This window comes from Bacillus sp. 005/A4HT-01/001 (assembly GCF_004634445.1).
GTDB classification, from domain to species: Bacteria; Bacillota; Bacilli; order Bacillales; family Bacillaceae; genus Bacillus; species Bacillus altitudinis.
The window spans coordinates 294,741-318,152 of sequence record NZ_SEIZ01000002.1 but is presented as its reverse complement, the minus strand read 5'-3'; the positions used below and the strand labels follow the sequence as shown (position 1 = coordinate 318,152).

Annotated in this window: 21 protein-coding genes and 1 other annotated feature (1 of these 22 cut by a window edge); of the genes, 2 read left to right on the top strand and 19 right to left on the bottom strand. The window is 41.1% G+C overall.

Going from position 1 to position 23,412, the window contains the following annotated elements; genetic code table 11:
* Positions 1–41 (bottom strand) — a binding site (T-box leader) (it extends 189 nt beyond the left edge of the window).
* Between the two features lie 169 nt (positions 42–210).
* Positions 211–399 (top strand): hypothetical protein, encoded by a 189-nt coding sequence (locus ES896_RS07190; RefSeq protein ID WP_003216497.1) that lies wholly within the window; start codon positions 211–213, stop codon positions 397–399.
* 74 nt (positions 400–473) lie between these two features.
* Here the strand turns inward: ES896_RS07190 and ysxE are convergent, their stop codons facing one another.
* The 8 genes from ysxE to hemA form a co-directional block, all read right to left on the bottom strand.
* Positions 474–1,505, bottom strand: coding sequence for a spore coat protein YsxE (gene ysxE / locus ES896_RS07185; RefSeq protein WP_008342818.1), 1,032 nt, complete (start codon positions 1,503–1,505; stop codon positions 474–476).
* A gap of 37 nt (positions 1,506–1,542) precedes the next feature.
* On the bottom strand, positions 1,543–2,787 hold the full coding sequence (locus tag ES896_RS07180) for a LysM peptidoglycan-binding domain-containing protein (protein WP_135226646.1): 1,245 nt from the start codon (positions 2,785–2,787) through the stop codon (positions 1,543–1,545).
* 331 nt (positions 2,788–3,118) lie between these two features.
* Positions 3,119–4,411, bottom strand: a complete 1,293-nt coding sequence (gene hemL / locus ES896_RS07175) for a glutamate-1-semialdehyde 2,1-aminomutase (RefSeq protein ID WP_135226645.1) — start codon at positions 4,409–4,411, stop codon at positions 3,119–3,121.
* Positions 4,412–4,438: 27 nt separating this feature from the next.
* The gene (gene hemB, locus ES896_RS07170) at positions 4,439–5,410 is read right to left on the bottom strand and encodes a porphobilinogen synthase (RefSeq protein WP_046344140.1); all 972 of its coding nucleotides are present in this window, start codon (positions 5,408–5,410) and stop codon (positions 4,439–4,441) included.
* A complete protein-coding gene (locus ES896_RS07165) occupies positions 5,407–6,198 on the bottom strand; it encodes a uroporphyrinogen-III synthase (protein WP_008342826.1) in 792 nt (263 codons plus the stop codon). The genes hemB and ES896_RS07165 overlap by 4 nt, the downstream gene beginning before the upstream one ends.
* Positions 6,195–7,130: a hydroxymethylbilane synthase gene (hemC, locus tag ES896_RS07160; RefSeq protein ID WP_135226644.1), complete on the bottom strand. Its 936-nt coding sequence runs from the start codon at positions 7,128–7,130 to the stop codon at positions 6,195–6,197. Before hemC ends, ES896_RS07165 begins: the two co-directional genes overlap by 4 nt.
* 37 nt (positions 7,131–7,167) lie before the next feature.
* Complete coding sequence (locus ES896_RS07155; protein WP_046344142.1) at positions 7,168–7,998, bottom strand: cytochrome c biogenesis protein; 831 nt, start codon at positions 7,996–7,998, stop codon at positions 7,168–7,170.
* 7 nt (positions 7,999–8,005) lie between these two features.
* Positions 8,006–9,373: a glutamyl-tRNA reductase gene (gene hemA, locus ES896_RS07150; RefSeq protein WP_008342832.1), complete on the bottom strand. Its 1,368-nt coding sequence runs from the start codon at positions 9,371–9,373 to the stop codon at positions 8,006–8,008.
* A 240-nt stretch (positions 9,374–9,613) separates the two neighbouring features.
* On the opposite strand from hemA, the gene ES896_RS07145 reads away from it, so the two are divergent.
* Complete coding sequence (locus tag ES896_RS07145) at positions 9,614–10,099, top strand: hypothetical protein (RefSeq protein ID WP_024718411.1); 486 nt, start codon at positions 9,614–9,616, stop codon at positions 10,097–10,099.
* 225 nt (positions 10,100–10,324) lie between these two features.
* Here ES896_RS07145 and ES896_RS07140 read toward each other — a convergent pair whose 3' ends face one another.
* From ES896_RS07140 to leuC, 11 genes are all read right to left on the bottom strand, one after another.
* On the bottom strand, positions 10,325–10,720 hold the full coding sequence (locus ES896_RS07140) for a glycine-rich domain-containing protein (protein WP_017367731.1): 396 nt from the start codon (positions 10,718–10,720) through the stop codon (positions 10,325–10,327).
* Entirely contained in the window at positions 10,721–11,869 is a 1,149-nt protein-coding gene (locus ES896_RS07135) for an MFS transporter (protein ID WP_017367732.1), read from the bottom strand.
* Positions 11,870–11,939: 70 nt separating this feature from the next.
* Positions 11,940–12,080 carry a hypothetical protein gene (locus ES896_RS20080; protein WP_017367733.1) on the bottom strand — a complete coding sequence of 47 codons (141 nt, stop codon included), beginning with the start codon at positions 12,078–12,080 and terminating at the stop codon, positions 11,940–11,942.
* Between the two features lie 238 nt (positions 12,081–12,318).
* Positions 12,319–12,906 (bottom strand): ribosome biogenesis GTP-binding protein YihA/YsxC, encoded by a 588-nt coding sequence (yihA, locus tag ES896_RS07130; RefSeq protein ID WP_007501562.1) that lies wholly within the window; start codon positions 12,904–12,906, stop codon positions 12,319–12,321.
* Positions 12,903–15,227, bottom strand: coding sequence for an endopeptidase La (lon, locus tag ES896_RS07125; RefSeq protein WP_007501564.1), 2,325 nt, complete (start codon positions 15,225–15,227; stop codon positions 12,903–12,905). Before lon ends, yihA begins: the two co-directional genes overlap by 4 nt.
* Before the next feature lie 171 nt (positions 15,228–15,398).
* Positions 15,399–17,060: an ATP-dependent protease LonB gene (gene lonB, locus ES896_RS07120; protein WP_056705882.1), complete on the bottom strand. Its 1,662-nt coding sequence runs from the start codon at positions 17,058–17,060 to the stop codon at positions 15,399–15,401.
* A gap of 139 nt (positions 17,061–17,199) precedes the next feature.
* Entirely contained in the window at positions 17,200–18,465 is a 1,266-nt protein-coding gene (clpX, locus tag ES896_RS07115; RefSeq protein ID WP_017358145.1) for an ATP-dependent protease ATP-binding subunit ClpX, read from the bottom strand.
* Between the two features lie 251 nt (positions 18,466–18,716).
* Positions 18,717–19,991, bottom strand: a complete 1,275-nt coding sequence (tig, locus tag ES896_RS07110) for a trigger factor (protein ID WP_017358146.1) — start codon at positions 19,989–19,991, stop codon at positions 18,717–18,719.
* A gap of 240 nt (positions 19,992–20,231) precedes the next feature.
* Positions 20,232–21,239 carry a DNA damage checkpoint antagonist DdcA gene (gene ddcA / locus ES896_RS07105; protein ID WP_035391221.1) on the bottom strand — a complete coding sequence of 336 codons (1,008 nt, stop codon included), beginning with the start codon at positions 21,237–21,239 and terminating at the stop codon, positions 20,232–20,234.
* A 123-nt stretch (positions 21,240–21,362) separates the two neighbouring features.
* Positions 21,363–21,962, bottom strand: a complete 600-nt coding sequence (gene leuD, locus ES896_RS07100; protein ID WP_008342843.1) for a 3-isopropylmalate dehydratase small subunit — start codon at positions 21,960–21,962, stop codon at positions 21,363–21,365.
* A gap of 15 nt (positions 21,963–21,977) precedes the next feature.
* Entirely contained in the window at positions 21,978–23,393 is a 1,416-nt protein-coding gene (gene leuC, locus ES896_RS07095) for a 3-isopropylmalate dehydratase large subunit (protein ID WP_041090960.1), read from the bottom strand.
* Positions 23,394–23,412: the final 19 nt, after the last annotated feature.

The window sequence follows — 23,412 nt, the reverse complement described above, 5'->3', positions numbered from 1 at the left end:
TTTAGGGTCTTGCTCGTACTCTTCCTGATCCACGCTTACGATATATCACGTTCATCAGCTTATACTCATCTTTTATTAATATTACTAAATGCCTTTTGTTTTCGTCAATCATCTTTTCCGCTTTTCTTCTTCTTTATACAAATTGGACAGGCACCCTTTGCCTCTTTGCCCATATGATAATAACAAAATAAAGAAGGAGGGCGTTTTATTTTGAAAAAGATCAATCCTTACACACTCCCCCCATGGCTTAGACAAATTCGGGCAGTTGCCTCCCAAGTCGTTCTCCCGATTGCCATATTTCAAGGCTTTCGCACGATCATTTTTCCCACAACATTTGACGTCCTCATCTTAGGAATTCTTATATTTCTCGCCTGCGCCTTTCACCTTGATTGGTTTTAAGAGAGCTGAAAGCTGCAGGCTCACTCTTATGTATCGATTACCCCATGTTAGACATTTGACAGCAAACAACCTCGTCACTCTTCTGATGACGAGGCATTTTGTTCTTCTTCAAGGCGTCTAGCCTGCTCAATTTCGTGTATTTTCATGACGGTCGGCTCAGAGTTTTTCATTTGCCAATACGCCCTTAACAGCTCCTGACAACTTTCCATCTCATCCTGTCCGCCTGCTTCATAGGCTTTCACCGTATCAAACAAACCCTGCGGATAAGCGAGGTAGCTCAAGAACAAATGAATCTCTTCCTCACGAAGTTTATTTCCCTTTTGATACGTATAAAACAAAGATGTGCATTCAGGACAAGGAGTAGGGTAGGTTTTGAATGTGCGATAGTAAAAGGTCAAAAGGTCATAAATGGGGGCAGCCTTTTTAGACCGCTCAAAATTGGTGAAATGTCCTGTACCTACATCATTGTACAAAAAGTGATGGATTGACAATTGCCCATGGTTTAACACAATACGTGTCGTCTCTTGGTCTTTCATTTCCTCATGCCAATCCTCTAAACGTTCAAGTGCAAATTCACTTGCAGACATCGCTTCTGAAAAATACATAGCAGCAGCCAGCTCAAATGGCGACATATACCATGTTTGTTCTGCCCGCTCGATAAACCGTTCATACATGTCTTTCTCTGTTTCCCATTTGCTTTTCATTTGGGTGTAGTGAGCCTCTATTTCCTGCTCAGTAATGTCCATCATGACTTCTGTTCGTTTATGAAGTCTTGCAATCTCTTGAAATAAATATTCATGTTTATCGTCCTGCTCTTCTCTCTTTTCATTCGTCAGCCATGGCATGAGATAATACGTGTACTGGCTTTCTCGATGATTAGAGAAAAAGGAACCGCTCTTCGTGCGATAAATCGGCACAAACGAGCGATAGCCTTTTGATTCTAGTTCAAGCATTTGCTCTGTAAACTGCATGTGTCGATGGGGTTTTACTCGCTTTAGTGCAAATACGCCCTGCTTTGTATACACTCTAACGACTGCTGGACTGACAGGTTCGATATATTCAGCCTCAAGCCCGTATTCGTATAGGACAGATTGGATTTCATCCACGTTCTCTCACCACATTTTCTCGGTCCATCATCTCATACTATGCATTGCTTTTTTGATATTCAGGAATATAAAGAATCTGCCCTTCTTCAAGCTCTGCATCCACCGACAATGAATTCGTTCGAAGGAGCTGCTGCACATTCAACTGATATCGCTCACAAATACGATCGACCGTATCTTCTTGCTGAACTATACATATTTTCATGCGAGAAAAATCTTCCTCCTCCTGCTTAGCGAACAGCTTCGTTAAATAAAGAGAATTCTCACTGCCAGACGCTTCTCTCTGGTCATGTTCAAACTCCTCAGCTTCTTGAGCTGATTCATACACCTTTGGTGCTTCACGTTCATATAATCGTTCGAACTGATAGCTGTCATCCCGCTCTTCCTGCGTCTGTTCCATCTGATAAGCAGGTGATTCAAAGGTTGGATAAGCTGGCGGATCTTCTTCTTCCTTGCTCTCTGCTTCAGGGTCTTTCCTCACTTCCACCTCAAAGAACGTATCATCCCGCTCCTCTTCTTCTAACAGCTTAGGCGGGTCAAAGAATGGCGGCTCTTGTACTTGAGCTTCTGGGAAGGAACGATACCCAAGCGCCACCGCTTCTTCTTCCTCATTTCCCTCCTCTTCTTCTACTTCTTCCACCATCACCGTCTCGATGTCTATTTCATCCTCTTCTTGTTCAGTTCGCGCTTCATGTTGCAAAGCGGCATGCTGTTCTGCATTTTCTTCATGCTCTTCACGTGGCAGCATTTCTTGCTCTTCATATTCAGACTGCGCCTGATATTCATAAGTGACATCGCCATATTCCTCTTCAGCACGATGGACAAATTCATATGGCTCTCCTACAAGCGGTTCAGGCGTTCCTTCATCTAACAGACCTTCAATGGCCAAATCAGCCTGAATCGTGAGCAAACGGCTTTCTGTCAGCTGGTAATCAAATGCATCAATAAACACAAATACATCATTTAAATGACTAATTTTGTTCTTGGGGATCGTGATATCCACCGGAAATTGATGCAGCAGCTCCGCCGTTCCGTCCTCTCTTACCTTCACCTCATCAGCCTGCCTGTATGATGCATAGGAACTGGATTCACCCATTAGCTCCTCTTGATTTATGTTGTATTCTCCTGTTAGCTCGAGTGAACCTCTAATGGAAACATAATCATTCACTTCTTGAACGAGAATGTCAGGATCGAGAGAAATTGACAGTAGCTCACTGACTTCCTGTCCGTTTTTGAAATAAATGGACTCTTCTACCGAAAACTGTAATCGATTGTTTTGAGACAAGTCGGTGTCCTCCTTTCATCTAATCCTTCAAAATAAAATTAGATGTCAATACAGGTGTATGAAGGAGGCGGTGAAAATATGATTGGTTTTATGCAAAGCAAAAAGCCGATATGTCTCCATATCGGCTCAGCGTGTAGACAAACCCTCGCATTCGGTGTCAGTCCTGCGCGCTGGTGCTCACGAATGTCAAATTCGCTCCGCTCCGGTGCTCGTCCTTCCTAGACTGCAAAGGTTTTCTTTCACGCTGAAAAGAAGACAAAGGGCTAAAATAAAGTTCATTTTAACCCTTTGTCAACGATCTAAGCCGATATGTCTCCATATCGGCTTTTGGTTACTGAGCTAATTTTTGAAATACCTTTTCAACTGTCTCAATCGTATATTCGATGTCTTCATCCGTATGAGCAGTTGATAGGAACAGCCCTTCGAATTGTGAAGGTGGAAGGAAGATGCCGTGATCAGCCATTTCCTTGTAGAATTCAGCGAATAAAGCGAGGTCAGCTGTTTTCGCTGTATCGTAATTGACGACTTGTTCGTTTGTAAAGAAGAATCCAATCATGGAACCGGCACGGTTAAATGTTAATGGAATCCCATGTGCTTTCGCCGCATTTGAAATGCCTTCTTCCAAACGATCTCCTTTGCGTCTAAACTCTTCATAAGACTCAGGTGTCAGCTGTTTTAATGTTTCAAGACCTGCTGTCATCGCAAGCGGGTTACCGGATAACGTTCCTGCTTGATATATCGGGCCGCTTGGCGCAATTTGTCTCATAATGTCCGCTCTACCGCCATAAGCACCAACTGGCAGGCCGCCTCCGATGACTTTACCAAGACATGTCAGATCAGGCGTAATGCCAAAATAGCCTTGGGCACAATGATAATCCACACGGAAGCCTGTCATGACCTCATCAAAAATGAGTAAAGAGCCATATTGCTCGGTGATGTCTCTCAATCCTTGCAAGAAACCTTCTTGCGGAGGGACAACCCCCATATTTCCTGCAACTGGTTCTACAATGACACCTGCAATGTCGTCTCCAAATTCTTCAAAAGCGACTTTGATGCTTTCTAAATCATTGTACGGAACGGTGATCGTATTGCTTGCTGTACCTTCAGGGACACCAGGGCTATCCGGAAGTCCAAGCGTTGCCACACCCGAACCAGCTTTAATAAGCAAAGAATCACCGTGGCCATGATAACAGCCTTCAAATTTCACAATTTTGTTTCTGCCTGTAAAACCACGTGCTAGACGAAGCGCACTCATCGTCGCCTCTGTTCCAGAGCTGACCATACGAATGACCTCAATAGAAGGAACTCGTTCTGATACAAGCTTAGCTAATTCATTTTCAACTAAAGTAGAAGCACCGAAGCTTGTACCATGTTCAGCTACTCGCTGAATACTTTCAACCACACGGTCATTCGTATGCCCTAAAATAAGCGGTCCCCACGATAAGACATAATCAATATATTCATTTCCGTCAATATCATATATTTTTGCGCCTTTTCCTCGCTCCATAAAAATCGGGTCTGTATTGACTGATTTAAATGCGCGCACAGGGCTGTTCACACCACCCGGCATTAACTGCTGCGCTTCTTTAAATGCTTTCTTTGACTTTTCATAGCTACGTCCCATTTCAATGTCCTCCTGTCTATCCGTTCTTTATTCTGAGAGCCATTTTGCTGCATCTTTTGCATGATACGTAATGATTAATTCTGCGCCTGCACGTTTCATGCTAGTCAGCATTTCAAGAACAAGCTCTTTTTCAGAAATCCAGCCATTTTGAGCTGCTGCTTTCACCATTGCATACTCTCCGCTCACATTGTACGCAACAACAGGAAGTGTAAATTCATTTTTCACATCACGCATGATATCTAAGTATGAAAGTGACGGCTTCACGATCAGGAAGTCAGCGCCTTCTTCTACATCAGACTGCGCTTCTCTCAGTGCTTCTAAGCGGTTTGCAGGGTCCATTTGATACGTTTTACGATCTCCAAACTGCGGTGTGCTATGCGCCGCATCACGAAACGGACCGTAAAAAGCACTTGCATATTTCACAGCATATGACATGACAGGCACATGAACAAAGCCGGCCTCATCAAGCGCCTCACGAATTGCGATAACAAAGCCATCCATCATGTTTGATGGAGCAATGATATCTGCACCTGCACGAGCCTGACTGACAGCGGTTTTCGCTAAGAGCTGAAGAGATTCATCATTTAAAACTTCTCCATCTTCAACGATTCCACAATGTCCGTGATCTGTATATTGGCATAAGCAAGTATCAGCAATGACCACAAGCTCAGGGAAATGCTTTTTGATTTCAAGCGTTGCTCTTTGAACAATCCCATGATCGTGATAAGCTTCACTGCCTACATGGTCTTTATGGTCTGGTACCCCAAAAACAATGATAGATTTAATCCCAAGGTCAACAAGCTCTTGGACTTCTTCTTTCACAAGATCAACTGAAATGTGATAGACACCCGGCATTGAAGGGACTTCTTTCCGGACATTCTCTCCCTCTACAAAAAAGATGGGATAAATGAAATCAGAGGGTCTTAAAAATGTTTCTCTCACCAATTCTCTCATTCCTGCGCTTGTACGCAATCTGCGGTGTCTGTTAAATTTCATCATTGGTTCAACTTCCTTTCAGATAAACGGCACATCAAATCAAGCATCCCGTCTATCGTATAAGTATCTGGGGTTTCAGAAGAAATCCCGTATTGAAGCAGCGCCTCTTGTGTAAGAGGACCGATGCTCACAAAACATGTGTCTGATGCAGCTAATCTATCGATATCAGCCTCCATGGCGTGCATAAAAGAATGAACAGTGGAGGAGCTTGTAAATGTAATAAAATCAAATGATTGCTCCATCATTGCCGACTTGAGTGCGATAATTCCGTCCTCATCCTTCACTGTTTCATATATAATCCACTCTTTTACGTCAATGCCAAGCGGAACGAGGGTATTCTTCACCACATCTCGTGACAGGTGGCCTTTTGCTACAAAGACACATTCTTCTGGGTGTACATGTTCAATTAAAGCATCTGCCAGTTCTTCTGCTATAAATCGCTCTGGAACCACATCCACTTTTAGGCCGTGCTGCATCAGATAGGCAGATGTTTTTTCACCTACAGCCGCCACTTTCAAGTGGGATAAGCTTTGATGTAATTGATGCTTCTCTATATAACTGAGAAAAAAAGACGCACCATTTACACTCGTAAACACAAGCCAATGGCTTGCTTCTAAGTCTTCTAAAAATGCCTTCGCTTTTTCTTTTGTCAGCGTTGGCTCAAACCTGATAAGAGAGGTTAAAACAGCATGGCCGTTCAGCGCTTCAATTTTCTGCTGAAACGCACCCGCTTGACGTTCATTTCGAGTGACAAGCACCGTCTGTCCGTAAAGCGATTTGGCTATCGTCATTGGGAAGACAGATCCTTTTTCACCTTGTCGATCAAATCCTTTGCTCCCTTATCAGCCATCTGCTTCGCACATGCTGTTCCGATTGCCTCAGGGTCAGTTCCTGTTACGGTTTCTCGAATAATCGTATGCCCATCCGCAGATGCCACAAGACCTGTCAATTCAATTTCATCACGCTCATTCATCGTTGCGTAACCAGCGATCGGCACTTGACAGCTTCCATCCATTTGCTTAAGGAAGGATCTTTCAGCAAGGACCGTTTTCTTTGTATACTCATTTGTGAATTGAGCTAACAGCTGCAAGAGCTCTTCGTCATCTCCGCGGCATTCTATCGACAATGCGCCCTGCCCCACAGCAGGAAGGCAAGTATCAGGAGATAAAAATTCCGACACGACTTCTTGACTCCAGCCCATTCTAGACAATCCGGCAGCCGCTAGAATAATCGCATCATATTCTTCATTTTTCAGTTTTTCGAGTCTCGTATCAATGTTTCCACGGATCCATTTAATCTCAAGATCTGGTCTCTCCTGAAGAAGCTGAGCACTGCGCCGTAAGCTGCTCGTTCCCACAATCGCTCCCTTTGGTAGTTCATGAAGACGGAGATGATCCTTTGAAATCAATGCATCCCGCACATCTTCACGCTCAGGAATACAGCCGATGACTAAACCTTCTGGAAGAGAAGCCGGCATATCTTTCATGCTGTGTACCGCCATATCGATGTCATGGTTCAGCATTGCCTGTTCAATCTCTTTAACAAACAGACCTTTTCCGCCAACCTTTGATAAGGTCACATCTAAAATTTGATCACCCTTTGTCACAATCTCTTTAATTTCAAAAGAATAAGAAGGGTTTAGTTCAGACAACTTTTGAATGACCCATTTTGTTTGTGTAATCGCAAGTTTGCTTCGTCTAGAACCTACTTTAATTGTACGCATTACGTCTTCCTCCCGACAATGCCCTTAAGACTCATCATTATTGAAACCAATGAAAGGTTGATAAGCTACCAAGCAGAAAATAATTGATCATCAGCACAAGAAATGAAGCGACATTCCATCGCGCCACGATTTTGCCCTGCATATTTCTCACCAGTCTAATGTATAAGTAAAAACCGTATAAAAACAGCATAATAAACGAACCGAGCACCTTTGCATCTGTCCAGTACAACGTATCATACGAGATATATGCCCATATAATGCCAAGAATTAAACTAAGCAAGAGCATCGGCACGCCAATAATATTTAAGACATACGCCATGTGATCAAGCTTTGATAAGTCTTCAATTCTCAAAAGCCATTTTCCCCATTTTTTCTTTTTCAGCAAACGATATTGAAATAGATAGAGGAGTGAAAAAGCAAATGAAAGTGAAAAAGCGCCGTATGATAAAATGGCCATCGTAATATGAATGACGAGCAGCTCACTCGTCAGCTTTCCCGTCAGTTCGGCAGAATGAAGATCGGATGGTGTAAAGGTGTGAATCGCCATCATGGAAAAACCAATCACATTTGTAAAAAAGACAATAAATTCAACGCGTAATACTTGTGTCAAAACAAGTGACAATGTCACAAGCACCCACGTATAAAAATATAACCCCTCTGCTACATTCAACACAGGGAATCGGTCTGTTTCCATCATAATATAAAACATGTAGACTGTTTGCAGCAGCCAGACAATAGAAAGCAACCAGAAAGCCATTTTTCCAGCCTTCCGGTTGTGTTGAAGAAAATCTATGAAATAGAACAAGACACTGAGTGCATAGATCAAGATCGTCGCTTCGCCTAGTCTCGCTACAATGGATTCCATCATCGCCTAATCACTCACTGGCAACTGTAGCAAGGCCTTGTGCCATATTTGATTTGAACAGCTGAAATGCCCCTTGCTCCACCTGCATCGGCTCTGCCTTTTGCTCTTCATCTTCAACCTGTAAATCAAAGATTTCTTTAAAGAGTAAAAGTTTTTCCTCTGCATTCGGTTCCCCGGCAATTTCTTTGGCCTTTAAGATAGGATCTTTCAGCATTTGATTGATGATGCTTTTCGTATGTTTATTTAACAGCTTCATTTCACGATTTGTAAGGTTTGGAAGCTTTCGTTCGATGCTTTGCATCGTATCCGCTTGAATCGAGAGTGCTTTTTCTCTTAAAGCAGAAATCACAGGAACCACTCCGAGCGTATTAAGCCATTGCTTAAATTCCACAATTTCAGCTTCGATGAGAAGCTCCACCTCTTCAGCTACTGCACGTCGCTCTTTCAGGTTAGCTGCCACAATGCCCTCAAGGTCATCAATGTCATACAAAAAAGCACCTTCTACTTCAGAAATAGCTGGATCTAAATCACGTGGTACTGCAATATCCACCATGAATAGAGGTCTGCCTTTTCTCTGTTTGTTCGCTTTTTCGACCATTTCCTTTGTGATCACAAATTGTTTAGCCCCAGTAGAGCTAATTAAAATATCCGCTTCAGATAAAGTTTTTTCTAATTGATTCAAGCTCTTAGGCTCTCCTGAAAAACGGCCTGCCAGTTCTTTGGCCTTTTCAAACGTTCGATTGATGACTGTTACCTGGCCAATCCCTTGACCTTGAAGGTTTTGAGCCGCCAGCTCGCCCATTTTACCCGCACCAAGAATAAGGACATGTTTATCAGAAAGACGTCCAAAGATTTTTTTGGCAAGTTCCACTGCCGCATAGCTGACAGATACAGCGTTAGACGCAATATCTGTTTCCGCATGAGAGCGCTTCGCAACTGTTACCGCCTGCTTAAACAAATAATTGAAAACGGTACCAATGGTCTTCTCCTCTTGAGCGACTTTAAAGCTTGAGCGCACTTGACCGAGTATTTGTGTTTCACCAATGACCATAGAATCAAGTCCACAGGCAACCCGGAATAAATGCTCAACCGCTCCATCATTTTCATAAAACTTCAAATATGGAGAGACATCTTCTTTTTCTAAACCGAACCAATCTGCTAAAAATCTTTTTATATAAAACCGACCAGTATGAAGCTGATCTACAACTGCGTAGATCTCTGTTCGATTACATGTTGAGATGACGATATTCTCTAGAATGCTTTTTTCTTCTTTAAGCTTGGACATCGCTGTTCCGAGCTCGCTCGGTTCAAAGCTCAGCTGTTCCCGTATCTCAACAGGGGCTGTTTTATAATCTAAACCCACAACAAGAATATGCATAACTTCAGCTTGCACCCCCAACGCCCTGTCTAATTTATAATAATTACAATATAGAATTTATTATTTATAATGATTATAACATATATTCATTTTTAACTGGATAAAAATTGTGAACAGATTTCAAAAATGTTGTGATATAGTAGAAAAATGTTCGACATCGAATGCCATATCATCACTTCAAGCAATTTACCAGATTTGGCGCGTGCGGACAAATGATCTGCTTATAAGAAGGTGACATCTTTGAAGAAGAAATCTATTTTGCTGCCGCTCACTTTGCTGGCTGTAGCACTATATGCCATTCTCTCAGGAGATCAATTTGACATTTGGAAAGATCAGGAGAAATGGTATACACTTGTACTGCTTTTTGGCCTTGCTTTCTTATATCAAGGAAAGAAGGAACAGGAAACCTCTCATGTGTTTATCGGTATGCTCATGACAGGCCTTGCGCTACACTTTATCCTTCAGCCGAAATTAGAACACTGGCCAGATACATTTACGATGATTGTGTTCATCGTCGGCCTCGCACTTTTGATGAAGTCATCACAGAAAAAGGAATATCGAATAGAAAGTGTTGTTCTCATTGCACTCGGTCTATTCCTTTATTTCTTTCAACAAATTACGAAGCAACTTAGCACACTTTCGATCCCTACTTCCGGTTTTGAATTGTACTGGCCATATGTATTGATTGCCGTCAGTCTCCTCTTATTATTTTTAAAAAGGAAATAACTTATACAATATAATTGTTTGATAAGCCATCAATTGGATGTTTTATAATACACATCTTACGAGAAGAAGAAGATCCAGTTTAACTGATATAGACGACAATAACCGCCTTATCTGCAGTTGCTTGTGTAGCAACATTTTGCAGGTAAGGCGGTTTTGTTTTTCTCCCCTTATGTCAAGTATCATTAAATTGATATCAGTGTCACTGTCAAGCAATTATTATCATTTTTATGGTTTCGTCTCAAGTTCGTTTTCATCAGGTAATCTAAATCCAAATTCTTTTTCCCATAAATCATTTCCGCTATCAAACATTTCATTTAGTATATCCACTTCATCAGCTTGATTCCCAAATCCAGCATCATGAGCTAAAATAACGCCGAAATACGACATACAATCGTAATAATAGTTTTGTGGTAACAGCATATGTAAATGCCAAACCTCATCAATTTCAGTATTTGGGGCAAAAGAACAATCGGGATATTTTTTGATCATGAACCAAAATTTTTTGTATTGATCTACTAATCGAGTGACATTCTCTTTATCCATTCCTTCAAAATAGTAACCAAACTTCAAACATGCTTCTACTAAGTCCACTGAAAAGTCAGGATAACTCACTTTATCCATTCATTGAATTCCCCTTTTTAAAATATTTTTTAGAATCAAAAATCGAATGATTCCTATACAAAGACATAACGGAATGATGTAAGAAATATTGAAAAATTCAGAACCTTCCAACATAAATGTAATCACTGTAATGATTAATATCGTTCCTAGCTGATTCAATGTATTCATACCTGCAAGTGCCATACTTCTATAGTGAGGATCAAAAACAACTAAAAAAGATGCTTTGATTAAGCTCATAAACAACGGGTTAATGAGTGTCAAAATAAAAAAACCAATTAAAAACAGTGAACTATTGGGCGCTAAAATCATTAGAATTAACCCAAACATAAGATATATCGTTATAAGATAGACTTTCGAATGTATTTTTTGTATATCCATTCTTCGGATCAATAGATTTCCTAGTAAAACCGATACTCCGCCAATTAGCCAAAATAATGATACAGTAAGATCACTTGCCGAAAACGTTTCTTTCAGAATAATAAACGAATAATTCATTACTACAGGTAAAAACATCCCATCAATAAACATGATGCACAAATAACTCTTTGGTACTTTTTTAAATATTTCAACATTCGCGAAAGATATACTTTCGATTTTCAACTGGGCAACAATTGGATACAAATACTCATAAACCAACAAACCAATAAAAAAGAGCAGAAAAACAAGATACATTTCTGATCCAAAGAATATAAACAAAATTGGTCCACTAAAAAAACCAATTGTTTTAGCTGAGAGTAAAAACATATTACGATATGCAATATCTTTATGGGGTTGATTGGATAAAAACATGTTAAATCCCGATTCTAAAATAAACGATAAGCCATTTATAAAAAATTGAAAAGCAAGCATTAAAAAAAACATTAGATTAAATAATTGATTGTTTAAAGCAAAAAACGAAGCAAGGGTTAGGATAGACAATGTGGTGACGAAAAATTTTGCTGTGTATCTAGAAAAAACTTTAAATAAATAGTTGCTCACAATATTACTTAAAATAAACGAAAAGCCACCAATCAGATACATACTGCCTGCATAAAAATATGAACCAGTCATCTCAAAGAAATAAAGAGGCAATCCAGTCCAAACTAGTGCCCCTATGAAAACAATCATAGTATCCAAATAAACTAATGTACTCACTCTACTAATATTCATGTACACTATTCCTTATTTAAGTGTTAAGAAACAGAGATTCTAAAAAACCTCTGTTTCTCATCATACTCTCTTACTTTTTCTTTAATTCCTTTTGCATTTCTTTCATTTCATTTAGCGAGTAATTATAGCATGTTCTCGCTTTCAGTTTTGATTGTTTTTCCTTCATTTCATTTAGTGAGTAATTGTAACAAGTTCTTGCTTTTAATTTCATTATTACCACTCCTATCTGAAATATTTTCAATATCATATTACTGCAATTGATTTTATTTGTAAATATGGAAATTAATTATAATTTAGCATCTATTTAAATAAACTTTCGGCATTCAATAATTTCTAGAAACAGAACGAATTTAAACTTAATCGCTTTCTTTCAAGTTCTACGTTTTTCTCACCATATGAAAAAAAGTTGTAAGAAAACAAATGTTTTCTTACAACTTTTTATTATCTTCTTAGCTGTTAATCTTCGCAAGGATCGCATTCCATGCTTCATCTTTTCCCTTTTTTGTTTCAGAAGAGAAAAGGATTAATTCATCTGAAGGGTCAATGTCGAGTGTCTGTTTGACGACTTTCGCATGCTTTTCCCATTTGCCTTTTGGAATTTTATCGGCCTTTGTTGCAATAATGATCACAGGAACTCCATAATATTTAAGAAATTCATACATGTTCACATCATCTGCGGATGGTTTATGACGCAGATCCACAATTTGGACGACTGCTTTTAACTCTTCACGCATTGTAATATACGTTTCGATCATTCTCCCCCATGCTTCGCGCTCTGTTTTTGATACTTTCGCAAAGCCATAACCGGGGACGTCCACAAAATGGAGCATATCATTAATAATGTAAAAATTAAGCGTCTGGGTCTTTCCTGGTTTAGAAGACGTACGCGCTAAATTTTTCCGATTAATCAATGAGTTAATGAACGAGGACTTTCCAACATTTGATCGTCCAGCAAGTGCGATCTCAGGCAGTCCCCCGCTCGGGTACTGCTCTGGTTTCACCGCACTAATGACGATATCTGATTTTGTTACTTTCATCTTCCCTCTCCTACTAACGCTTTCTCAAGCACCTCATCTAAATGTGAAACCGGAATAAAAGTTAATCCTTCTCTCACACTTTCAGGAATATCATCAATATCCTTCTCATTGTCCTTTGGAAGAATAATCGTTTTCAGTCCTGCACGATGTGCGCCTAATGCTTTTTCTTTTAATCCGCCAATCGGAAGCACTCTTCCTCTTAACGTAATTTCTCCTGTCATGCCAACCTCTTTTGAAACAGGACGTCCTGTGAGTGCTGATACAAGAGCCGTCGCAATGGTAATACCAGCTGATGGCCCGTCCTTTGGAACCGCACCCTCTGGAACATGGATATGAATATCGTGCTTTTCATTAAATTGAGGATCAATGTTCAGTTCATCTGCTTTTGAACGGATATAACTGAATGCCGCCTGCGCAGATTCTCTCATGACATCACCGAGCTTACCTGTTAGCAAAAGCTTGCCTTTACCAGGCGAGAGTGAGACCTCGATGGACAAGGTGTCTCCGCCAACTGTGGTATATGCAAGGCCTGTGACAACGCCGACCTGATCGGTCGTTTCCGCCTGACCATAACGGTAAAGTCTTTTTCCGAGGAATTCAGATAAGTTCTTTTCCGTCACTGTGATACGTTTGCGGTCTTCAGCCACAATTGCTCTTGCCGCTTTTCGGCAAATCGCCGCTAGCTGACGCTCTAACCCGCGGACTCCTGCTTCTCTCGTGTAATAGCGAATCATATCGTAAATCGCTGCTTCACGAAGCTGCAAGTTCCCTTTCTTTAATCCGTGCTCCTTTAGCTGCTTCGGCAGAAGGTGATCTTTCACAATTTCTGCTTTTTCAACTTCCGTATACCCTGCAATCGTGATAATCTCCATTCTATCACGAAGTGGACCCGGAATGGTTGCTAAATTGTTGGCAGTTGCGATAAATAAGACTTGAGACAAATCAAATGTCTCTTCAATATAATGATCGCTAAAATTATGATTTTGCTCTGGATCTAACACTTCAAGCATCGCAGAAGACGGATCTCCCCTAAAGTCAGAAGACATTTTATCAATTTCATCTAAAAGAAAGACCGGATTCATTGTGCCCGCCTTGCTCATCCCGCGAATGATACGGCCCGGCATCGCACCTACATAGGTTCTTCGATGACCACGGATCTCAGATTCATCACGTACACCGCCAAGAGAGATACGGATAAACTTTCGATCAAGTGATTTAGCAATGGATTTTGCAAGTGACGTCTTCCCTACCCCAGGAGGTCCTGCCAAGCAAAGAATCGGTCCCTTTAATGAATTTGTTAGTTTTTGAACAGCAAGATATTCGAGTACCCGCTCTTTTACTTTTTCAAGCCCGTGGTGCTCGTCATCTAAAATTTCGCTTGCAAGCTTTAAATCTAGACGATCTTCTGTATAAGTGCCCCACGGCAGATTGATCAGCCAATCAATATAATTGCGAATGACAGAACTCTCAGCAGAGCTTGAAGGGATTTTTTCATAACGGTTCAGTTCTTTTAAAGCCGTTTCACGAACGGAATCTGGCATGCCGGACTCTTCAATTTTAGCCATAAGCGTACTGACTTCGCCTGTTTTCCCCTCTTTGTCTCCAAGCTCTTTTTGAATAGCTTTCATTTGTTCGCGCAAATAATATTCTTTTTGCGTTCGCTCCATTGAACGTTTGACACGCTGGCCAATTTTCTTTTCAATCTCTAGCACTTCTTTTTCATTGTGAATGAGACTGATGACCCGATTCAACCGTTTTTTGACATCGACTGTTTCCAGCACTTCTTGCTTGTCTTTTAATTTCAAAGGAAGGTGGGAAGCGACGATATCCGCCATTCGTCCAGGTTCTTCAATATCCGTCACCGTTGCATATGTTTCAGCTGAGATTTTTTTTGAAATTTTTATGTACTGATCAAAGTGATCTAACAAAGTGCGCATGAGTGCTTCTGCTTCTGCGTCCTTTAATTCTTCTTCTGTCAACTCTTTAATATCGACTGACGTATAGTCTTCTAGCTCCATGTAGGATTCGATCTGCGCTCGATTTAAGCCTTCGACGAGCACACGGATCGTTCCATTTGGCAGCTTCAGCATTTGTTTAATTTTTGTGTAGGTGCCGACTTTGAAAATTTCCTCTTCACCTGGTTCATCTATTGAAATTTCCCGCTGTGTTGCTAGAAAAATCATATGATCGTTCATCATGGCCTGTTCTAATGCTTGAACAGACTTTTCGCGCCCAACGTCCAAATGCAAGACCATTGTTGGATAAACAAGCAAGCCTCGCAGTGGAAGGAGCGGAACATTCTTTTTGATTTCATCTGCCATGTTGATAGACACCTCCGTCACTAGTATGAATCATTATAATATACCTGTTTCAGTCTTGTACAATGTAAAAGACTTGAGAAATGATGATCTTACCGTAGTATACCCTTTCTTTTTATCTTGAAAAAGAAAAAAAGATCTATTTCACTAAAAAATCCCCATATGAGATGGGGATTAAACAGATTTCCTTTTCATTTCTTCTTCTAGTCCATCTTTCTTCTCATCTGGCGGATTGACCAAACACTGATCCAGCACTTCTTGGAAATGCTTAACAGGCACAATCGTAACCCCTTCAATCTCTTTTAAGATCGACTGCTGATTGTCATAAGGGATGATCACTGTTTTGACACCCGCTTGTTTGGCTGCCTTGATTTTTGGTATGACACCGCCAATCGGCTTCACCTGACCTTGTAATCCAATCTCACCGGTCATCGCCGTTAAATGATTAATCGGGATTTGATGAATGGCTGAGAAAATGGCTGTGGCCATCGCAATTCCAGCAGATGGCCCATCAATCGGGGCACCAGCCGGAAAATTAATGTGGATATCATATTCATTTGTTCGTATGCCTAAGTTTCGAAGCACGGTTAAGACATTTTCAACTGAGCCCTTCGCCATACTTTTCCGTCTGATCGATTTAGACTGATTGCCGATGCTTTCTTCTTCCGCAATACCTGTAATATTGATACTGCCTTTTTCAAGCGCTTTACAAATGTTCACTTCAATTTCAAGCAGAGCCCCGCTGTTCGGTCCATACACGGCAAGACCATTTACTACTCCTACCTTTGGCTTTTCCGGTACTTTTTGTTCATATCTTGGTGTCAGCTGGCTTGAATGAATGACCCATTCTACATCGGCGATCGTAATATCTTTTCGGTTTTCAGTGACAGCCATACCTGCGGCGATCTGTACCATGTTGACCGCTTCACGTCCATTTTTCACATAAGATGTTAACAGGTTCAGTCCTTCGTCACTTAATTCCTTCTGTATTTTCTCGACTGCTTTAGCTGCAACAATTTTCAGCTCATGCTGATCCAAATCCTTGAAGAAAATCTCCAAACATCTTGATCGAATAGCCGGCGGAATTTCGTCCGGTGTTCTTGTTGTAGCGCCAATCAGTCGAAAATCAGCGGGCAACCCATTTTGAAAAATATCATGGATGTGATTCGGGATTTGCGTATTTTCTTCACTGTAATAAGCACTGTCTAAAAACACTTTTCGATCTTCTAGCACTTTGAGCATTTTGTTCATTTGAATCGGATGCAGTTCTCCAATTTCATCGATAAAGAGAACGCCCCCATGAGCATGTGTGACGGCTCCTTGTTTCGGCTGCGGAATGCCGGCCTGTCCCATGGCCCCTGCTCCTTGATAAATGGGATCATGTACAGAACCAATCAAGGGGTCTGCGATGCCTCGTTCATCAAATCTTGCCGTTGTGGCATCAAGCTCAACAAATACTGCATCTTTTTTAAATGGTGAATCAGCGTGACGCTTCGCCTCTTCCATCACTAGACGGGCAGCAGCTGTTTTTCCAACACCAGGCGGCCCGTAGACGATGACATGTTGCGGGTTCGGTCCACACAGGGCAGCTTTAAGTGCACGTATACCATCTTCCTGCCCTACAATATCTTGAAACCCCTTTGGCCGGACTCTCTCTGATAAAGGTTCACTCAGTTTAATGGATCGCATCTTTCTGAGTGCTTCCATTTCTTTTTTTGATTCTTTATCGATCGTCACCTTTTGTGTGCGCTGATTTTTCAGTAAGTTCCAAAAGTACAACCCGATGACGATACCAAAGAACAGTTGTATGAATAATACGATTCCTGTCCAGCTCAATCGGTGCTCCCTCCTTCATCTATCGTTATGTATTGGTTTCTGTCTGCTAGTATTTCCTAGAGCTGGACGGAATAAACACAACTTCCACGATAAATAAAAAACTCCTGAATCAAAAGATTCAGGAGTCATTCAAATGGGCTTATGCCGATGTTTTTGTATCTTTATTCACGACTGTACCGTCTTTTAAGACAAGACGTGGCGGCTCACCATCAGCAACCGTTTCACCAGTAATGACACATTTCTCAATATCATCACGAGATGGAAGATCAAACATCACATCAAGCATGATGCCTTCAATGATGGAGCGAAGACCACGTGCTCCTGTTTTACGCTCAATTGCTTTTTTCGCAATTTCGCTAAGAGCATCTTCTTCAAACTCAAGCTCAACATCATCAAGCTCAAGCATTTTTGTATATTGCTTAACGAGCGCATTTTTAGGCTTCGTCAAGATTTCTACAAGTGCTTTTTCATCTAACGGCTCTAGGCTTGCAATAACCGGAAGACGACCGATGAATTCTGGGATTAAACCGAAGCGAAGTAAGTCTTCTGGCAGAACTTTTGATAGAAGGACTTCTTTTTCAAGATCTTCAATTTTATTTTCCGCACCGAATCCAATCACTTTTTGACCTAGGCGGCGTTTGATAATTTGCTCAATGCCGTCAAAGGCTCCACCACAAATGAAGAGGATATTTGTTGTATCAATTTGAATGAATTCTTGATGAGGATGTTTACGTCCACCTTGAGGCGGTACACTAGCGACTGTTCCTTCAAGAATTTTCAAAAGGGCTTGCTGTACACCTTCCCCAGATACATCACGAGTGATAGAAGGGTTTTCTGATTTTCTTGCTACTTTATCGATCTCATCGATGTAGATAATGCCTTTTTCAGCTTTTTCTACATCATAATCTGCTGCTTGGATCAGCTTTAGTAAAATATTCTCTACGTCTTCCCCAACGTAACCTGCTTCTGTTAAAGACGTCGCATCTGCAATCGCAAATGGAACATTTAAAATACGTGCAAGTGTTTGAGCAAGTAATGTTTTACCGCTTCCTGTAGGTCCAATCATAGAAATGTTACTTTTCGAAAGCTCAACATCATCAATCTTACTGTTGGAATTAATCCGCTTGTAATGGTTATAAACCGCTACAGCTAAGGATTTCTTCGCATTCTCTTGTCCGATGACATATTCATCAAGAATTTCCCGGATTTCATGAGGTTTCGGAACATCCTTGAATTCAACTTCTTCCTCAGTACCGAGCTCTTCTTCAACTATTTCCGTGCAAAGCTCGATACATTCATCACATATATATACGCCAGGTCCTGCGACCAGTTTACGCACTTGATCTTGCGTTTTTCCGCAAAACGAGCATTTTAATTGACCTTTTTCCTCGTTGAATTTAAACATTCTTTCACCCCTTATTCTTCTTCACTTGCCTGTAGCTAACAGTCAGCTACCCTTCTGGGTCCAGTATGTATGCATTTTACCATACTTTCCTAAAAGACGGTAATGATGTGTTTGTAACACTGCACATTGAGATATGTATGACAGAAAGATGCGACTTACACTATCGTTTCCAAAAGAAGCGATGATAAGTCAAAAATTGTACAAAACAAGGCACGAGTCACTCGCGCCCTGTTTTATTATTATGCACCATATTAACGGTTTTCTACAAGAAAATCAATTGCTTTACGAACTTTTAAATCTTCTTTCATTGCTTCAGTAGAACCGATCGCTTGTTTGATATTTTCAACTGGCATGTTGTATGCTTCAGCCATTTTTGAAAGTTCTTCTTCCACTTCTTCATCAGACACTTGTAGGTCTTCTGCAGCAGCAATTGCTTCAAGAGTAAGATTAGATTTTACGCGTTTAGCAGCATCTTCTTTCATTTGCTCTTTTAGCGCATCTTCATCTTGTCCAGAGAACTGGAAGTAAAGCTCAAGGTTCATCCCTTGCATTTGAAGACGTTGTTCGAATTCTTTCATCATGCGGTCTAGCTCAGTGTCAACCATCGCTTGAGGAACGTCAACTTCCGCATTTTCAGAAGCTTTTGCTACTAGTTCTTCACGAAGTTTGCCTTCTGCTTCGTTTTCTTTTGCTTCTTCAAGACGTTTCTTCGTTTTTTCAGTTAATTCAGCAATCGTTTCTACTTCTTCATCAACATCTTTAGCGAACTCATCGTCAAGTGCTGGAAGTTCTTTTGCTTTGATTTCATGAATTTTCACTTTGAATACAGCTGGTTTACCTGCAAGGTCTTCAGCATGATATTCTTCTGGGAATGTCACTTCAACGTCTTTTTCTGCACCTGCTTCAAGACCAACCAATTGCTCTTCGAAACCAGGGATGAATGAACCAGAACCTACTTCAAGAGAGTAGTTCTCAGCTTTTCCGCCTTCGAATGCTTCTCCATCAACGAATCCTTCGAAATCTAGAACAACTGTATCGCCGTTTTCGATTGCGCCTTCTTCTTTGACAACAAGCTCAGCTTGACGGTTTTGCATAGCTTTTAACTCTTCTTGGACATCTTCATCAGATACAGATGTGTCGTCTTTTTCTACGTTAAGACCTTTGTAGTCACCAAGTTTTACTTCTGGCTTCACTGTTACTTTTGCAGTGAAGATTAAGCTTTCGCCTTTTTCGATTTTCTCAACATCGATTTCAGGGCGGTCAACCGGCTCGATACCAGCTTCGTCGATTGCTTTCGGATATTCAACTGGAAGAAGAATATCTAGTGCATCTTGATAAAGAGATTCTACTCCAAAACGCTGCTCGAAAAGACCACGTGGTACTTTCCCTTTACGGAATCCAGGGATTGATACTTGCTTAACTACTTTCTTAAATGCATCATCAAGTGCTTTGTTAAATGTTTCAGCGTCAACTTCTACTGTTAAGACACCTTCGTTACCTTCTTGTTTTTCCCATTTTACTGACATGTGTGTTTCCCTCCAAAAATCTATTCAGATTGTGCGTTGTTACATTCTAAAGCATCATAAAGACTTCGTCCAATCAAAAACCACGCACTCCGCTAAAGAAGCGGTCTTATGTATACAACATTTGACTTGATTATACATAACGTCTTTCAACCGTTGGAATCTTACAACCGCACGATATATGCACAAATACAACCATTATATTATAACATAACAAGTCCGTCTTTCAACTAAATCGACAAATTACAAATAAGAAATTTCTTCAATATCTTTCAGCATTGTACAAGCTTCTCTCAGCTCTCGTTCGTTAAAATCATACAATAAATGCAATTCTTCGAGGTCAATCTCGATTCCATGCATTTCATAGCCGACTTTATGAAGTGCCGCAGCCCAAAGATTCGGATCCGTATATTTAGGAAGAAATGGATATAGCACAAATAAGTGCCGGCGCCATAACTCTTCAACCCCTTGGTAAAGGGTTGGGTTCTCATTGCCGAGAGTGTCATCGAGCTTTCGAAGGACTTGCTGAAGCAGTGGCATTTGCTCTGGCTTGACAGCCCCAGAAGGAACAAGCGTTAAAGAATCACCGAACTTCGTCACATGAACCGGCTTTGCCACATCATGATCTGACAGAAGTTGCAGGATCAATGATTTGACCAAAGGGTTTCCATCAGGCTTTTGTAGGATCGTATTTAATAGACCCATATGCGGCGTGATGTTTCGGTCTTTCAGCGAATGGATGAACTGCACCTGCTCTTCTGGCCGCTCGAGCATTTCATCTATATTGATTTCTCCGCTGCCTTCCTCGTCTTCATCTAAAATCTCTTCTGGTGATTCAATCATCTTTCTGCTAAATTCAAGCAGTTTATAAAAATGCTCCGCGCTTTCTGCTGGAAGGTGATTTTCTTCAAGGACAGCCTCAATTGTTTGTTTGACTTCCTCGTACTCTTTCAGCTGAATTAAGATGGTCATATATACTTGAAGCACAGTGAAATAGTGGCCATATCCTTCATGTAGCATCTTTTCACAGACTCGCTTTGCATCCTGCAGCTCACCAAGCTCTAGAAAACAAATCGCCATACCGAGATGAATATCGGATTCTTCATCGTCATCATACGATTTCGCTTCTGAAAATAAGTGAAGCGCCTCTTGATACTGTTTATCTTTTAATGCTGCCATTCCTTTTTCAATCAGTCTTTCTTTCAGACCAGGAAACAAAATGACATTATCTTTCTTCTTGTCATGTTTCATGCTTACGTTCCTTTCGGGCGCATATTTTTTATCAGTTTACCAACGAATGTTAGTAAACACAAGTAACGAGAGGTTTTCATGCAAAAAAGAAGCCGTCACACCACGGGGACGGCTTCTCGTTGTTTATGCACGCAGCCAGCTGCTACGTTTTTCTTCAAATGCTTGAATCTCATCTTCTAGTAACAATGTTAATGAAATCTCATCATAGCCATTCAGGAGCATTTCTCTCCAGTGTGGATCTACATCGAAAGGAGTAACATTCCCTTCATGGTCTTGAATCTGTTGTTTTTCCAGATCAACTGTCATTTCATATCCTTTGTTTTCATATGATGCAGCAAACGTTTTCCACACATCATAATCAAGACGAATTGGAAGCATCCCGTTTTTAAAACAGTTTTGATGAAAAATATCGGCGAAAGATGGGGCAATGACAATTTTGAAACCATAATCATCAAGCGCCCAAGGCGCATGTTCCCTTGATGACCCGCAGCCAAAGTTTTCGCCTGCGATCAAAATAGAGGCTCCTTCATAAATCGGCTGATTGAGTTCAAAATCTGGATTCGGACTACCATCTGCTAAATATCGCCAGTCAAAAAAGGCAAATCGGCCATATCCTGTTCGTTCGATTCTTTTCAAAAACTGTTTCGGAATGATTTGATCTGTATCTACATTTATACGGTTAAGCACAGCGGCTTTTCCTTTATGAGTGACTAAAGGCTCCATCTATGACACAACTCCTTACACGACTGTTTTCTCTTGATTAAACTTCCTGACATCGACAAATCGGCCATGTATGGCAGCCATTGCAGCCATTGCCGGGCTGACAAGATGCGTTCTTGCACCCTTCCCTTGACGTCCCTCAAAGTTACGGTTTGATGTGGATGCACAGCGTTCACCTTCTGGCACCACATCGTTATTCATGCTGAGGCACATACTACAGCCAGATTCTCTCCATTCAAATCCTGCTTCTAGGAAAATTTTATGAAGACCTTCTTCTTCTGCTTGCAGTTTGACACTTTGTGAGCCGGGAACCACAATCGCTCTGACATGATCAGCTACTTTTTGTCCTTCAATCATAGAAGCGGCTTGGCGTAAATCAGTCATTCTTGAGTTCGTACATGAGCCAATAAACACATGCTCAATCGTAATATCTTCAATACGCTGATGTGGGTGAACCCCCATGTATTCATAAGCACGTTTTGCTTCTTTTTGGTCATCTTCTTGTGCAAAATCTTCAGGTCCTGGAATTGCTGCATCCACAGGGAGCACCATTCCTGGGTTAATTCCCCACGTGACCATTGGTGAAATATGATTTCCATCTAAAACAATGGTTTTATCATAGGTCGCACCCGGATCTGTTCTTAGTTCTTTCCATTCTTTTATCGCTGCTTCGAAATCTTCACCCTGCGGTGCGTATTTGCGTCCGCGGCAATATTCAAAGGTCACTTCATCAGGTGCGATCAATCCTGCTCTTGCGCCTGCTTCAATTGACATATTACAAACGGTCATCCGCTCATCCATTGACATGTTTCTGAATACTTCCCCAGTGTATTCAATGACATAACCTGAACCGAACTTCACGCCATGTGCGCCAATGACTGCTAAAATGACATCTTTGGCTGTTACCCCTTTTTGAAGCGTTCCGTCTACTCTAATTTCTAGTGTCTTCGGACGCTGCTGCCAAAGTGTTTGTGTGGAAAGCACATGCTCAACCTCACTTGTGCCAATCCCAAAGGCAAGTGCACCAAATGCGCCATGAGTAGATGTATGACTATCTCCACACACGATTGTTTTCCCCGGAAGTGTTAAACCAAGCTCTGGTCCAACGACATGAACGATTCCTTGGTCTACACTGTGAAGGTCAGCTAGACGGACCCCAAATTCAGCACAGTTGCGCTCTAGAGCACTGACTTGCTTCTTCGCAATCTCATCTTTGATCACAAATCGATTCACAGTCGGAATGTTGTGATCCATCGTCGCAAATGTGTTTTGTGGTCTTCGCACCTTGCGCCCTTTTTGTCTTAATCCTTCAAATGCTTGAGGTGACGTCACCTCATGCACCAAGTGCAGATCAATATATAAAAGGTCTGGTTTTCCCTCGCCATTTTTGACAACATGCTGATCCCATATTTTTTCGATGATTGTTCGAGGCATAACCCTTTTTCCTCCCTCT